Below are 14,658 nucleotides of genomic sequence, written 5' to 3' on the forward strand. Positions count from 1 at the left end.
TGAGAAAATAATTGTGTGTAGTCTTTGCCTTCTCTTAACTTCCTCGACCTCCTTTACAGACACGCGTTACGTGATTTAATTAGCCGAATACTTCTCATCGTAATACCAAAAGTTTGTGTGAGTAGTTTTGCCGGAATATCTTCTTTCATCGCCACTTGCATTGCTGCCCGGCGAATAGCGATAAACACCCCCCAGTTGGATGGCGTATCCAGATATCCAGAAGAATCAATTTTTTTATAAATTCTGTTATATTTATTTTGCGGGATATTAATCCCGTAGATCTGATAAAACTTCTCTGCCTCTTTGGGCATGTATATTTTTCTCCCTCCATGGAGATGAATAAAATGAAATAATCCGGCGAAACCACCATGTTCAGCAAATTCCGATGCTATCCAGGGCATCACCGACATGATGCAGACGCTGTTTTTTTCACAAAAGCTGATTAATCTTGTTTCTCTTTCTGAATGCCGGAGCGGTAGTCCTGAAAATAGTTCGAACCATTCCTCCAGATTTTCCTGTCTTTCTTCGGTTTCAACATTAGCCATATCTCCTGCTCCTGAAGAATCAAACTGCCTGACTACTTTGCTGCTCACCCCGAATGAGGCGATGGAATAAGTTTTAGTTCAGTTGAGCGCATTCACACGGGGGAAGCATTCCTCTTACATTAAATATGCAAATGTATTCAGGTGGGGTTCAGAGAGTATAAAGCTGCTTTAATAGCGAAATAATTTGGTAAATCAACCAAAACCAAGACGATTATTAATAAAATAATCATCCTGGCGAGATTTTATATCAGATGGAATAATAAGAGGAGGTGACGGGATTATGCTGTGTTTTCTAATGATAAGAATAGTTCACGGTATGCGGATACCAGTTCATCCAGCGTCGCCCGGTTCAGGCCGCTTGGGTTAGGCAGCACCCAAACTTCCGTGTCACCGATTTTCAACGCCTGACGTCCCCAGTTCACCTTACTGACGCCAAACGCTTTACTGAATGCCTGTTTGCCTAAAACAGCCAGCGCACGCGGCTGATAGTATTCAATTTTTGCCATCAACGCTGCGCCCCCTTCGCGCAACTCATCGCGAACCAGCTCCGTTGCCTCAACGGTCGGACGTTCCACCAGCATGGTGATCCCGCAATCTGTATCCAGCAAATGCTGTTCTTCTTCAGGCTTAAGTAAACGCCCGGTAAAACCCGCCTGATAGATAACCTTCCAGAAGCGGTTATTGGCATTAGCGAAATGGAAACCATGATGAGCAGTGGATAAGCCAGGATTGATGCCGCAAAACACGACAGAAAGATCCCGGGCGATAATATCTGTAATCATTATTATCCCTTAAGATGTATTTACCTGAGTTATAGGTAAAAAACGCAGTGAACACAACAGACTAAAACTGTGCACAAAACGCGCATACAAACCGAAGACATATAGACCTGTAAGCAGAGTTTACCGTATAATCCCGCACCTCGGCCCTTTAGCTCAGTTGGTTAGAGCACGCGACTCATAATCGCTTGGTCGCTGGTTCAAGTCCAGCAAGGGCCACCAAATTTTAGTTTGAGATTCAAACGATTAAGCCACTTCATACGGAGTGGCTTTTTTGTTGCGTGAATACCTGTCTTCCCCTGACTTTTACACGGATTGAGCCTCTCTCGTCATTGACCCCATTCGCCCTGCATATAATAATGATAACCATTAACATTAAAAATTCAGGAATGGATCCAATGACAAGGGCTGGTTTTCGCCGTTTTTCAGGGATGGTTGCGCTGTTGTTATCGCTGCTTGTCGCCACGCAGGCTTTCGCAGAAGGCTGGCCACGGCAAGTTATGACCTCAAAGGGAAGCATCACATTACAACAGCCGCCGCAGCGGATTGTCTCCACCAGCGTCACCGTCACCGGCACATTGCTGGCGATTAATGCGCCGGTCATCGCCAGCGGAGCGACTGCGCCCAATAATCGGGTTTCCGATGCTCAGGGCTTTTTCCGCCAGTGGGGCGATGTCGCGAAACAACGCGGTGTGCAGCGGCTTTATATCGGCGAACCGAATGCTGAAGCCATTGCCGGACAGGCACCGGATCTCATCATTATTGCCGCCACAGGCGGGGATTCCGCACTGAAACTCTATGATCAGCTGTCGGCCATTGCGCCGGTCATGGTGGTCAATTACGACGATAAAAGCTGGCAGGAACTCGCCACCGAATTAGGCCGGGCGACGGGTAAAGAAACCGATGCCTCCAAGGTTATCGCGCAGTTTTCAGCCCGTGAAGACAGTCTGAAAAAAGCGATACATTTGCCACCGCAGCCGGTGTCCGCGCTGGTTTATGGATCAGATGGCAAAAGCGCCAATCTGTGGACGCCCGCGTCACCGCAAGGTCAGTTGCTCCGGCAGTTAGGATTCACTCTCGCGCCGGTTCCGCTGAATTTCGCCGCCAGTTACAGTCAGGGCAAACGCCATGACATCATCCAGCTTGCCGGTGAGAAAATGCCGGAGGCGATGAACGGCCAGACGCTGCTGTTATTTTCCGCCAGTCAGCCTGATGCACAACGGCTGCTGACCAATCCTTTTCTGGCGAAGTTACCTGCCGTGCAGGCCGGGCACGTGTATGCCATGGGTGACGACACGTTCAGGCTCGATTATTACAGCGCCAGCAACATGTTGAATCAGCTTGAAAAACTGTTCGTAACTCACTGATGTCCCGCTCAATAAAAAATCTCACAGCGCTGTTGGTTGCCTTGTTTTTGCTCTGCCTGATGATGGCGCTGAGTCTGGTGCTGGGCGAGAAATCGCTGTCGTCCGGCACCGTGATGTCAGCGCTTAACGGCCAGTGCACAGGGGCGGACTGTGTGATTGTCACCGATGCCCGTGTGCCGCGCACGCTGGCCGGTTTGCTGGCGGGGATGGCGCTCGGATTATCCGGCGCACTGATGCAAATCCTCACCCGCAATCCGCTGGCTGATCCCGGTATTCTTGGCGTTAATGCGGGTGCGGCTTTCGCGGTGGTTATCGGTATCGCCTTTTTTGGCGCAACGGATGTCAGCCACTATTTGTGGTTCGCGTTTGCCGGTGCCTTGCTGGCAACATTGCTGGTCGCCATGATCGGCGCGCTGGGACGCGGAAAGCTGGATCCGGTACGCCTGACCCTGGCGGGCGTCGCGCTCGGCGCTGTGCTGGAAGGCATGTCTGCGGGGATTTCCCTGCTCAACCCGACCGTCTACGATCAGTTGCGATTCTGGCAGGCTGGCTCGCTGGATATCCGCAATATTACCGTGATTAAAACCATCACACCGCCGGTGACTTTTGCGGTTGCCCTGAGCTTACTGATGACCCGTTCCCTGAATAATCTGTCGATGGGCAACGAACTGGCGACGGCACTCGGCACCAAAATCGCCACCACGCAGTTGCTGGGATTACTGGCGATTACGTTGTTGTGCGGCAGCGCCACAGCGGCTGTCGGCCCCATCGCCTTTGTCGGCCTGATGGTGCCGCATATGGCGCGCTGGATCTGTCGTGCGGATCCGCGCTGGATGCTGCCGTGGACGCTGGTGTTAACCCCGACGCTGTTGCTGGCAGCCGATATCGCCGGGCGTTTTCTGGTGACCGGAGAATTGCGGGTTTCCGTGGTGGTCGCCTTTATCGGCGCGCCGGTGCTTATTTTCCTGGTACGCCGTCCCGGTGGATTACACAGAGGTTAACCATGAGCCAGACTCTTACAGAACCTCGCCCGCTGAAAAAACCTTTGCTGCTGTCGCGCCCCTTTCTGACCGCCTGCGGACTGGTGTTATGCCTGATCCTGCTGGCGGTTTACGCGCTGGGTAGCGGGACACTGGCACTGACGCCGTCGCAGGTTGTCGGCGCCCTGCTCGGCGACGGGCCGAAAAACCTGAGCATTATTGTCACGCAATGGCGTCTGCCGCGCGTGGTGATGGCGATGGTTCTCGGTGCCGCACTCGGCATCAGCGGCGCGATTTTTCAGTCGCTGCTGCGCAATCCATTGGGAAGTCCGGACGTTATCGGTTTTAACACCGGCGCGTATACCGGCGTTCTGCTGATTATCGTGTTGTTCAATGGCGCTGCGGGCGACCTTCTCCCCGGCGCGATGGCAGGCGGCGTCGTGACCGCACTGGTGGTATACGCCCTGGCGTGGCGTCAGGGCATCGAAACGTTCCGCCTGATTATCGTCGGTATCGGCGTACGGGCGCTGCTGATTGCGGTCAATACCTGGCTGATTATTCACGCCTCGCTGGAATCGGCGCTGACGGCTGGCTTGTGGAATGCTGGTTCGCTCAATGGCATAACATGGGAGAAAAGCCTGCCGGCGACCGGGATGATTATCGTCGCCTGCATGCTGGCGCGTTGCTTATCCGCTCCGATGCGGTTGCTCGAAATGGGCGATAATGCCGCCTGTGCGCTGGGCGTACCGGTAGCGCGTTCACGTTTATTGCTGATGCTGGCGGGCGTGGCGTTGACCGCCGCGGCCACCGCGCTGGCCGGGCCAATTTCCTTTATTGCGCTGGTGTCACCGCAAATTTCGCGTCGTCTTTGCGCCAGCCAGCAGCACGCTTTATTTTTCGCGGCGCTGACCGGCGCGCTGCTGTTGCTCGCCGCCGATGTCACTGCACAACGGCTGTTCACGCCCTATCAGTTACCCGTAGGCGTGCTGACCGTCAGTCTGGGCGGCATTTATCTGATTGGGTTGCTGATCCGGGAGTCGCGACGCTCATGAATACTGAACACTCTTCCCCTTTGTACGCGAAAGATCTGACGCTGGGTTACGATAAAAAAATCGTCGCCCGCGAACTCTCCGTCTCTATCCCTCAGGGAAAACTCACCGTGATTATCGGGCCGAATGCCTGCGGTAAATCCACATTATTGCGCACGCTCAGCCGCCTGATGCCGCCGCAATCCGGCACGGTATTTCTCGACGGTAAGCTGATTGGCGATTACGGCACCCGGGACGTGGCGAAACGCCTCGGCCTGCTGCCGCAAAGCTCAACGGCACCGGGCGATATCAGTGTGGCGGATCTGGTGGCCCGCGGGCGTTACCCGCATCAAAGCCTGTTCAGCCGCTGGACAGCACAAGATACGCTGGCGGTGAACGACGCCATGCACGCAACGGGAGTATTCGAACTGGCGGAAAGCACGGTGAATTCACTTTCCGGCGGACAGCGCCAGCGGGTGTGGATAGCCATGGTGCTGGCGCAACAAACGCCGTTGTTATTGCTGGATGAACCGACAACCTGGCTGGATATCGCGCATCAGATTGATTTGATGGAACTGATGTGTCGCCTGAATCAGGAAAACGGCCGCACGCTGGTGGTGGTGTTGCACGACCTGAATCAGGCATGTCGTTACGCCGGGCATCTGATTGCCATGCGCGATGGAAAAATACTGGCTGAGGGCGCACCGGCAGACATCGTCACACCGGCACTGATCGAACAGGTTTTCGGGCTGCGCTGCGCCATTATCGACTGCCCGGTTTCGCATACACCGTTAATTATCCCGCTGGGTAACGGTTGAATCTCCGGCGCTGCACGGCTCTTCGTTCCACAGGTATTGAAGGCCATCGGCTAATCCGCCGCGCCAGCTCAGCGTATCGTGACCGGCATCGACCACGCGATAATGCACGCTGTTTTTGGTGCGGCTCAGCAGCTCATCCATCTGATTATTCACCTGATAAATCAGTCGTTCATTGCTGCCCGCTTCCATGAAAATTTTCAGATGGCTGGCAGCCCCCAGCCCGTTACTCACCTCACGCAGTAACAAATCCGCCTCGTCAGGATTTTCATCCTGCTGCGATTTATTACGTCGCGGCCACCAGAAAGAACCGGACTGACTGAGTACCAGACCGAAGCGCTGCGGCCAGTGCAAACCGGCGTACAACGCTGACAGCCCGCCAAAGCTCTGCCCCGCCACCACTGTTTTGTTCGCATCGCTGCTGTGCGGTGCGAGCGTCGCCACGGCGGGCAATAACTCCTCCTGAACGGCCAGCCAGAAATCTGCATTACAGGTCAGTTCGCGGCTGCGGGTCTGTGTATCGATCACATCAATCAGCACGTAGACGGCCTGCGGCAATGTGCCTTCCTGCGTCAGTTGCATCAGCGGCTGCCAGACCGGCATCTGCTGCGCCCAGAACTGGCCGTCGAGCAACAGCGCCAGCGGGCGCGATGCCGGATCCTGGCTTTCGCCGGTGGTGTAGATCCAGACCTTGCGCCGGTTGCCCAGACGCGCACTGTTCCACTGATAGGTTTGCAGTTTTGCCGGTTTCTGTGGCAACGCGGCACCGTGGAGATCAAACTCCCGCCAGGCAGGCTGCGGCAATGCGTCGGGCATATGCAACGGCGACAGAGCGTGAGATTTCGCCCCCGGCCACGGCTGATTCGGATTCAGCGGGTCATAAATCGCATGGGCGAACATATCTTTCCACCATTCCCGCGCAGCCAGCATGGCGGTATAAGCATCGGGATCCTGCGGGAACTCTCTGCCGGGCCCGGTGCGCGGGATCAGGCTGTAGCTGCCGCGCCAGCCGGAGCGCAGCGTAATACTCAGCGACCAGACATCGGTTCCCGCAAGTCTTTGCAGACTTTGCGGCGGTAAAGACTGATGGTGATCGGTGATGCCGTTGATGTTGATCCACACCCGCTGGAAATCCGATGTCGCCTCACTGCCCTGCGGATCCCGCCAGAAGAACGTCACGTTGCATACGTCATCATTCAGCCGTTCGATCAAGGGTGAACCCTGCGCTTTAATGTCTTTCCACCATTCAGCACTTCCCGCCTGAGAGCTTGCTAACATCGCCTGCGCGGTGGGTTTTTCCGGAAACTGCGATTTCATCATGTTTACGCTTTACAGTCTTTTGGCAGTGAGAGAAGGCATAATTTGCAGAATAATTGACCTGCTTCCTGCAAATTATGAATGGGAATCGTATTGATAATTGTTTGCATTTGCAATAGTGTATTACCGCCCGTAAACGGGACGATAAAAATACACACACAACAGGCCATCCTCCTGTTCACTAAATCTGTTTTGCAGGAACGGATGGATTTCAGGGCAGAATCCACTATGAAAAGCAGGCTACCACACTATTCTCTGGCAACCTTAATCGGGCTGGGATCAGCACTTTCTTTGCCCGTCAGCGCGGCAGAAAGCACCACAACCCGCACAACAGACGCCAGCCAGAACACCGCAGAAACACCGGAAGACACCAGCGACACACTGGTTGTCACCGCCGCACAGCAAAACCTTCAGGCTCCCGGCGTTTCCACCATCACTTCTGATGAAATCCAAAAACGCCCTCCGGCACGCGACATCAACGAACTTATCCGCACCATGCCCGGCGTAAACCTTACCGGCAACTCTACCAGCGGCCAGCGCGGTAATAACCGCCAGCTCGACATCCGGGGTATGGGCCCGGAAAATACCTTAATCCTGATCGACGGTAAGCCGGTGAACAGCCGCAACTCAGTGCGTCAGGGCTGGCGCGGTGAGCGTGATACCCGCGGCGACACAAGCTGGGTTCCGCCCGATATGATTGAGCGCATCGAAGTGATCCGCGGCCCGGCGGCGGCGCGTTACGGTAACGGCGCGGCGGGTGGCGTGGTGAACATCATCACTAAAAAAGACACTCAGGAGTGGCACGGTTCCTGGAATACCTATCTGAACGCACCACAACATAAAGATGAAGGCTCGACCAAACGTACCGATTTCAGCCTCTCCGGCCCGCTCAACGATCAGTTCAGTTTCCGCCTGTTCGGTGGCTACAGCAAAACGCAGGCTGACGCGCAGTACATCAACGACGGTCATCAGTCTGAGCGTACCGGCACCTATGCCGACACCGTTCCGGCAGGTCGCGAAGGCGTGATCGATAAGAATATCGACGCCCTGTTGCACTGGGATTTTGCCCGTATGCAGTCGCTGGAATTTGAAGTGTCCAACAGCCGTCAGGGCAACCTGTACGCAGGCGACACGCAGAACACCAACACCAGTGATTTGGTGAAAAGCATGTACGGTGAAGAGACTAACCGCATTTACCGCCAGTCCTACTCGGTGACCTACAAAGGCGCATGGGATAACGGTGTGACCACCAACAACTACGTGCAGTACGAAAAAACCCGTAACTCGCGCATGGATGAAGGGCTGGCGGGCGGTACCGAAGGCATCTTCTCTGACGAAGACTTCAACACCATCGCTCTGGGCGACATTCTGGCGCACAGCGAAGTCAGTATTCCGTTTGAGCTGGGCGTGCCGCAAACCGCGACGTTCGGCACGGAATGGAACCAGCAGAAGATGAAAGATCCGTCTTCCAACACGCAGGCTATGCTCGGCGGCGCGATTGCCGGTACCGACAGCACCAACCGCAGCCCCTATTCTCAGGCAGAGATTTTCTCGCTGTTTGCCGAAGATAATATTGAGCTGACCGACAGCACCATGCTGGTGCCGGGTCTGCGTTTCGACCATCACTCCATTGTCGGCAATAACTGGAGCCCGTCGCTGAACCTGTCTCAGGAACTGGGCGACGATTTCACCCTGAAAATGGGTATCGCCCGCGCCTATAAAGCGCCGAGCCTGTATCAGACCAACCCGAACTACGTGCTGTACAGTAAAGGTCAGGGTTGTGCGGCCAGCGGCGGCGGTTGTTATCTGGTGGGGAATAAAGATCTGGATGCGGAAACCAGCGTTAACAAAGAGATCGGACTGGAATTCCACCGCAACGGTTATCAGGCGGGCGTGACCTATTTCCGCAACGATTATCGCAACAAAATCGAATCCGGTTATCTGCCAACCGGCACGTCCTCCACCGGCACAACTGATGTATATAAATGGGAAAACGTGCCGAAAGCCGTGGTTCAGGGGCTGGAGGGCACGCTGAATATTCCGGTCAGCAGCACCGTTTCCTGGAATAACAACGGCACGTACATGATTGAAAGTAAAGACAAAGAGACCGGCGATTATCTGTCGATCATCCCGGAATTTACCATCAACTCCACGCTGAGCTGGCAGGCGACGGAAGATCTCTCTCTGCAATCTACCCTGACCTGGTATGGCCGTCAGAAGCCGAAGAAATACAACTACAAGGGTGAAGCCGTCACCGGCAGTGAGAAGAATGAAGTCAGCCCGTATTCTGTGGTCGGCATGAGCGGCACCTACACCGCGACCAAAAATGTCAGCGTCACGGCGGGTATTGATAACGTCTTCGACAAACGCCAGTTCCGTGCGGGTAATGCCCAGACTGTGGGTAATGCCACCACCGGCGCCTATATGTACGGAGCAGGCGCGGCCACCTACAACGAGCCGGGCCGCACGTTCTATATGAGCCTGAATACGCACTTCTGAGTATGTTGCCCGCATAAAAAAAGCCACCTGCAAAGGTGGCTTTGTTGTTTCTGAAACCTGACTTTGGGCTTACAGCACGCCCTGCGCCAGCATGGCATCAGCGACTTTGACGAAGCCTGCGATATTGGCGCCACGGACATACTGCGTCTGCTGGCTTTCGCCGCCGTATTCGACACACGACTGGTGAATATCCAGCATGATGTGACGCAAACGCGCATCCACTTCTTCGGCTTTCCAGCTCAGACGCGCAGCGTTCTGCGCCATCTCCAGCCCTGACGTTGCCACGCCACCGGCGTTCGCCGCTTTGCCCGGTGCGAACAACACGCCCGCGTCGGTGAACAAATCCGTCGCTTCAATCGTCGTTGGCATATTCGCGCCTTCGGCTACCGCTTTCACGCCATTGGCGATCAGCACGCGTGCCGCATCCGCATCCAGTTCATTTTGCGTGGCGCAAGGCAGCGCGATATCCACCGGCACGTTCCACGGCTGCTGGCCCTCGAGATAGGTCAGCCCGATTTTTTGCGCGTAATCGGCTACGCGGCCATCGCGGCTGGCTTTGATTTCGGTCAGCAGCGCCAGTTTCTCAGGAGTAAAGCCTGCTTCATCGACGACAGTACCGTTAGAATCTGACGCCGTAATCACCCGTGCGCCCAGTGACATGGCTTTTTCAATCGCATATTGCGCGACGTTACCGGAGCCGGATACCGCCACGCGCATGCCTTCGAAATCCAGGCCATGGCGTTTAAGCATCGATTCAGTGAAATAGATCAGGCCATAACCTGTGGCTTCCGGGCGGATGAGACTGCCGCCGAACGACAACCCTTTGCCGGTGAACACGCTGGCAGTGTTGTTGGAGAGTTTTTTCATCATCCCCGCCATATATCCCACTTCACGCCCGCCGACGCCGATATCCCCCGCAGGCACATCGGTATCCGGCCCGAGATGACGGTACAGTTCCAGCATCAGCGCCTGACAGAAACGCATGATCTCGCCTTCGCTTTTGCCTTTCGGATTGAAATCACTGCCGCCCTTTCCGCCGCCCATTGGCAACGTGGTCAGGGCATTTTTAAAGGTCTGCTCAAAACCGAGGAATTTAAGAATCGATAAATTGACCGACGGATGGAAACGCATGCCGCCTTTATACGGGCCGATGGCCGAGCTGAACTGTACACGCCAGCCACGGTTCACCTGCACCTGATTTTTGTCATCCACCCACGCGATACGGAACTGAATGACACGTTCCGGCTCCACCAGACGTTCGAGTAAAGCAGAACGGCGGTATTGCGGATTTTGTTCGAGGAAAGGCCATAGCGTGGTCATAACTTCACGTACGGCCTGGGAGAATTCGACCTGATGCGGGTCGCGTTGCTGAACTGAGGATAAGAACTGTTCGAGGGATTGAATCTGATCCATTAAGGTAAAACTCCGTTTGTAAGTGATGTTGTCTTTTTTATTTACTGCTTATTTTTTGACTATGCATCGACTGACAAGCGGACATCAAGCAATTTATTTCCCAATAAAAACCCTAAGATTTACGACCTTCCAGCTTCAGTAACAACAACTTGTTGTCCAGTCCGCCAGCAAAGCCGGTTAATTTCCCGGAAGCACCAATCACCCGGTGACACGGCGCCACGATAGAAATCGGGTTGCGGCCATTGGCCGCGCCCACGGCACGAACCGCTTTCGGGCGACCGATACGACGGGCGATCTCACCGTAGCTGCGCGTTTCACCAAACGGAATTTCCAGCAACGCCGCCCAGACTTCTTTCTGGAATTCGGTGCCGGTGAAATCGAGTTCCAGCTCAAAACGGGTACGCTTACCGGCAAAATATTCGTTCAGCTGTTGTTCGGTTTTCAGCAAGATCGGAAACGACGGGTCTTCAATCATATCGCCCAACGGCACGCGCCCGTCGATTTCACATTCCCACAAAATGGCGGTCAGCTTATCGCCTTTCGCCGCCAGTGTGAGTAACCCGACCGGCGATGCCATCCGCTTGAATCTGTTTTCCATCAGTCCCTTCCTCTGCAAGTTTTACGCCCCACACTTTACCGGAAAGGCAGGAACTGACGAAAATTATTTCAGGCCCAACTGTGCGCGAAGTTCCGCTTTCGCCGCGTCGAATTCGGTTTTGAAATCTGGCTGTTCTTCCATTTTTTGCGCGATCAGTGCAGCACCGGTGCGGCTCATCACGGTATCAGAACGGTAATGGAAACCCGCTACCAGACGGTTTTCGGCGTAACCGGCCGCCCGGGTGAACAGCGCGTTGCGTTTTTCCGGCACCATTTCGCCCAGCACCGTCGCCATCAGATAGCCGATAGTGGAATGACCGGAAGGCCATGAGCCGGATTTGGATTTTTTCAGCAGCGGATGAATTTGTTCATCGAGCATATAAGGACGCGGGCGGTTAAAGGCTTTCTTGGCGTGATCGTCCACCACGTCTTCGGTCGCCACAATACGATCAAACAGCGCAGCGGTTTTCGGCAGTTTCGCAGCATCAAAGTCCGGCCCCATCACATCGGCAAAACGCCAGACGTTTTCTTCAGCATCAGCAATCGCCGCTTTTTCCTGCTCCGGCGTACGGGTGGCCTGAATTTCCAGCAATTCTTTCAGTTCCGCTTTGGTCTGCGCCGAATCATCCGCCGGTGGAGCGGGCAGATATTTCGTCAGATCCAGTTCCTGGCTGGTGATAAAGGGTTTGGCTTCGTCAGCCGCCTGAACGACAAAAGTGGAACCGAGGGTGAAAAGCAGCAGAGCAACGAGGGACTTACGCACGGGAAAATTCCTGATATTAGTTTGAATATCAGGAGAGTAGAGAACAAGTGTGACGCTTAAATGACAAACATCAGCCGAGCAAACCGAGTTTTCCGGTCAGCTTGCGCACCACTTTCTTTTTACCCGCCAGCGCAATCCCCAGCAGTTGCAGGTTGTCCGTCGGCACAACAGACACCGCTTCGCGAAACGCGGCGTAATCCGTGGTTTGCTGTCCTTCGACCGGAAAAATAATCCCGTCCATTTCGTCATCATTAAGCAGGTGCTGATGAAGGTGCGTGAGCTGTTCGCTGTCGGCAACCAGCACGCTGATGCCAATCGGGATCAGCCCCGGATGCACGCGGTTATCAGCGTCAATCAGCGGCTCGCCCACCAGCGACGGATGGCGTTGCCCGAGCGTCAGGGCCAGCACGGCGGCGGCATTGGCGGCATGTCCGGCGGCAAGTTGCTGGTTGATGACAATCACGCAGCGTTCCGGTGACGAAGGCAGAATGGTTACAGGCGTATTCATGATGGCAGGCTCCGGTTCAGTTGAAACATGAGCTTAACCCGTCACTTTTTCTCAATCTGGAAGATTTGTGCACAGACGCCGGTAATGTGCTGGCGTGAGCTGATAGGCGCGGCGGAACCAGCGCCCGAGATGGCTCTGATCAGCAAAACCTAAATCAGCCGCCACGTCAGCCGGTGTGCGCCCGAGCGCCAGCCCTTCACGGGCGCGCGTCAGTTTCAGCTGAATAAGATAGGCGTGCGGCGGCAATCCGAATTCAGCTTTAAACGCACGGCTGACCACAAAGCGGCTTTCGCCGGTCGCCGCTGCCAGTTGTTCGAGGCCGATGTCTTCGTGCAAGTGGGCATGCAGATATTCCCGCGCCTGATGCGCCACCCGCGACCAGGGCGCATGCCCCTGAAGTCGCGGTGGCTGCCAGGTGAGATGGCCACCCAGTGCACAGAGCAAGCCGTCGAGCGCGGTCTGGCGGACAATGCGCAGGTCTTTGCCGTGCAGCGCCTGAAAAGCCCGTGACGTCGCCTGCGCCAGTTGCGGATCCTGCGCTAAGGTATTTTCGAAACTCGGATCACCGGCCGGAGAAAGGGAATCGCGCCGTGCCGCCAGCTCGCGGCTCAGCCATTGCGGATCGAGATACAACATGTGATAGGTAAAACCGCCGGGCTGCACCGCATCGCCGTCATGGATTTCGCCCGGTTCGAGCATAAAGACTTTGCCCGGCAGGCTTTGATGTTTCTGGCGGCGACAACTGAACTGCTGCAAACCGTACTGAGTGACACCGACCAGATAACTGTCATGCCAGTGGGGATCGTACGCATGGCCTTCGAAATGGGCGTGGATCGTCTCGATCCCGCTGTCTTTATCTTTCGATAAGTCGACCCAGTTTGCAGACGCCATACATCCCCCGCTGAATGAATTAACAACAGGGTAACAAATAGGCGGAGTGAATAAAACTCGGGCGGCTCCCTCCCCTGCGAAGGGGAGGGCTGGGGTGGGGTATTAAGTTCAAAATCAAAAAGTTAAAGTTTTCTTCAACAAGGGGTTAGCCATTAAAACCCCCTCCCGGCCTCCCCTTCGCAGGGGAAGGAGCTGAAAAAACTGCCAGCTTCTTCTCGGGGGAGGCGCTAAGAAAACTCAGTGCTTCACGCTTTCAATAAAGGTTTTACGGGCGGTTTTGGAACCCAGACGTTCGGCTTCGTCCAGCAGTTTCAGGGCTTTATCGACGTCCCCTGCTTTCACTGCTTTCTTAATCGCATCGTTAAAGTAGGTTTCTGAATCGCTGAGCATTGGCTCGCTCGGTTTGGCCGGAGCCGCCGCAGGTGCAGGCGCTTGTGTGCTGCCGACCACCACGGGTGCTGCCGCTGCCGGTGCGGAAGACGGGAAGATCTGACCAATCATCACGTTACCGGTTTTCTGCTCGGCAGTGACTTTCAGGCTCAGTGTGCCGGTCGGGGTATGACGGGCAATCGGATCCGGGATATCCGGCACCGCGTTACCCACGCCAGCGGCGAAGGCTTTCGCCGGGTTCACCATCTGCGTGGTCTCAGCTAAGTCCTGACGGGTGGTATACACCAGCAGATAAATTTGTTTCTGACCCAGTGCCGGTGTCAGTTTCAGTGTGCCTTCCAGACGGTCGCTGGAGACGATACCCGGTTTCTGATACGGGAAATAGCTGGAAGGGTAAAACGCAGCCGGACGCATCTGCTCATCCAGCACCAGAACATTTGGCGCATACACGGTTTTACCGGTCGCAATACTGGTCAGCGTAATTTCAAGCGAACCCCGGTCAGCAGGTAAAGCGAATGCCCCGACGGCGCCCTGAATCTCACCCTGATTAATTTCAGCGCTGGACGTACCCAGCGTTACATCCTGCGTCACTGGCGGAACCAGCGGCGTCCATGAAAGGTTGCGTAAGGTCTGGCTGGAAATAGCCGGTGCCGTATTCGCATCATTTTGCGCAGCGTTCACCACCGCAGGGGCAGCAGCCAACAGGCTCAGCGACAAACACAGTGACAGCAGATTCTTTTTCATTATTGTTTCCTTTGAAATCACC

The 14,658-nt window shown here is 55.1% G+C and carries 14 protein-coding genes and 1 tRNA gene; 6 read left to right on the plus strand and 9 right to left on the minus strand.

The features are described from left to right. Positions 1–53: 53 nt before the first annotated feature. Complete coding sequence (locus AACU55_RS25300; RefSeq protein WP_037034188.1) at positions 54–545, minus strand: hypothetical protein; 492 nt, start codon at positions 543–545, stop codon at positions 54–56. A gap of 278 nt (positions 546–823) precedes the next feature. Next, positions 824–1,327: a G/U mismatch-specific DNA glycosylase gene (mug, locus tag AACU55_RS25305; RefSeq protein WP_134706368.1), complete on the minus strand. Its 504-nt coding sequence runs from the start codon at positions 1,325–1,327 to the stop codon at positions 824–826. A gap of 142 nt (positions 1,328–1,469) precedes the next feature. Here mug and AACU55_RS25310 point away from each other — a divergent pair. The 5 genes from AACU55_RS25310 to AACU55_RS25330 all read left to right on the plus strand — a co-directional run bounded on the left by AACU55_RS25310 (position 1,470) and on the right by AACU55_RS25330 (position 5,517). Beyond that, positions 1,470–1,546 (plus strand) — tRNA-Ile (locus tag AACU55_RS25310). Positions 1,547–1,722: 176 nt separating this feature from the next. Next, the gene (gene fepB / locus AACU55_RS25315; protein ID WP_134706370.1) at positions 1,723–2,691 is read left to right on the plus strand and encodes a Fe2+-enterobactin ABC transporter substrate-binding protein; all 969 of its coding nucleotides are present in this window, start codon (positions 1,723–1,725) and stop codon (positions 2,689–2,691) included. After that, the gene (gene fepD / locus AACU55_RS25320; RefSeq protein WP_134706371.1) at positions 2,691–3,692 is read left to right on the plus strand and encodes a Fe(3+)-siderophore ABC transporter permease; all 1,002 of its coding nucleotides are present in this window, start codon (positions 2,691–2,693) and stop codon (positions 3,690–3,692) included. The genes fepB and fepD overlap by 1 nt, the downstream gene beginning before the upstream one ends. A gap of 2 nt (positions 3,693–3,694) precedes the next feature. Continuing rightward, positions 3,695–4,723, plus strand: a complete 1,029-nt coding sequence (fepG, locus tag AACU55_RS25325) for an iron-enterobactin ABC transporter permease (protein ID WP_134706373.1) — start codon at positions 3,695–3,697, stop codon at positions 4,721–4,723. After that, positions 4,720–5,517: an ATP-binding cassette domain-containing protein gene (locus tag AACU55_RS25330; protein WP_013573884.1), complete on the plus strand. Its 798-nt coding sequence runs from the start codon at positions 4,720–4,722 to the stop codon at positions 5,515–5,517. The genes fepG and AACU55_RS25330 overlap by 4 nt, the downstream gene beginning before the upstream one ends. Here AACU55_RS25330 and fes read toward each other — a convergent pair. After that, the gene (gene fes, locus AACU55_RS25335; protein ID WP_167686160.1) at positions 5,491–6,831 is read right to left on the minus strand and encodes an enterochelin esterase; all 1,341 of its coding nucleotides are present in this window, start codon (positions 6,829–6,831) and stop codon (positions 5,491–5,493) included. The genes AACU55_RS25330 and fes overlap by 27 nt on opposite strands. A 228-nt stretch (positions 6,832–7,059) precedes the next feature. Here fes and AACU55_RS25340 point away from each other — a divergent pair, with 228 nt between their 5' ends. Next, the gene (locus tag AACU55_RS25340) at positions 7,060–9,330 is read left to right on the plus strand and encodes a TonB-dependent siderophore receptor (RefSeq protein WP_134706377.1); all 2,271 of its coding nucleotides are present in this window, start codon (positions 7,060–7,062) and stop codon (positions 9,328–9,330) included. Between the two features lie 69 nt (positions 9,331–9,399). On the opposite strand, the gene gdhA is transcribed toward AACU55_RS25340, so the two are convergent. From gdhA to malM, 6 genes are all read right to left on the minus strand, one after another. After that, positions 9,400–10,743: an NADP-specific glutamate dehydrogenase gene (gdhA, locus tag AACU55_RS25345; protein ID WP_134706379.1), complete on the minus strand. Its 1,344-nt coding sequence runs from the start codon at positions 10,741–10,743 to the stop codon at positions 9,400–9,402. A gap of 112 nt (positions 10,744–10,855) precedes the next feature. Beyond that, positions 10,856–11,341, minus strand: coding sequence for a methylated-DNA--[protein]-cysteine S-methyltransferase (locus AACU55_RS25350; protein WP_013573880.1), 486 nt, complete (start codon positions 11,339–11,341; stop codon positions 10,856–10,858). Positions 11,342–11,404: 63 nt separating this feature from the next. Further along, positions 11,405–12,103 carry an acid phosphatase gene (locus AACU55_RS25355; protein ID WP_013573879.1) on the minus strand — a complete coding sequence of 233 codons (699 nt, stop codon included), beginning with the start codon at positions 12,101–12,103 and terminating at the stop codon, positions 11,405–11,407. A gap of 70 nt (positions 12,104–12,173) precedes the next feature. Beyond that, a complete protein-coding gene (locus tag AACU55_RS25360; protein ID WP_037034193.1) occupies positions 12,174–12,611 on the minus strand; it encodes a DUF2000 domain-containing protein in 438 nt (145 codons plus the stop codon). A 51-nt stretch (positions 12,612–12,662) separates the two neighbouring features. Then, on the minus strand, positions 12,663–13,502 hold the full coding sequence (locus AACU55_RS25365) for an AraC family transcriptional regulator (RefSeq protein ID WP_037034194.1): 840 nt from the start codon (positions 13,500–13,502) through the stop codon (positions 12,663–12,665). Between the two features lie 237 nt (positions 13,503–13,739). After that, complete coding sequence (malM, locus tag AACU55_RS25370; RefSeq protein WP_037034195.1) at positions 13,740–14,636, minus strand: maltose operon protein MalM; 897 nt, start codon at positions 14,634–14,636, stop codon at positions 13,740–13,742. Positions 14,637–14,658: the final 22 nt, after the last annotated feature.

The sequence above is a fragment of the Rahnella sp. CJA17(1/100) genome (assembly GCF_963881615.1).
Taxonomy (GTDB): domain Bacteria; phylum Pseudomonadota; class Gammaproteobacteria; order Enterobacterales; family Enterobacteriaceae; genus Rahnella; species Rahnella aceris.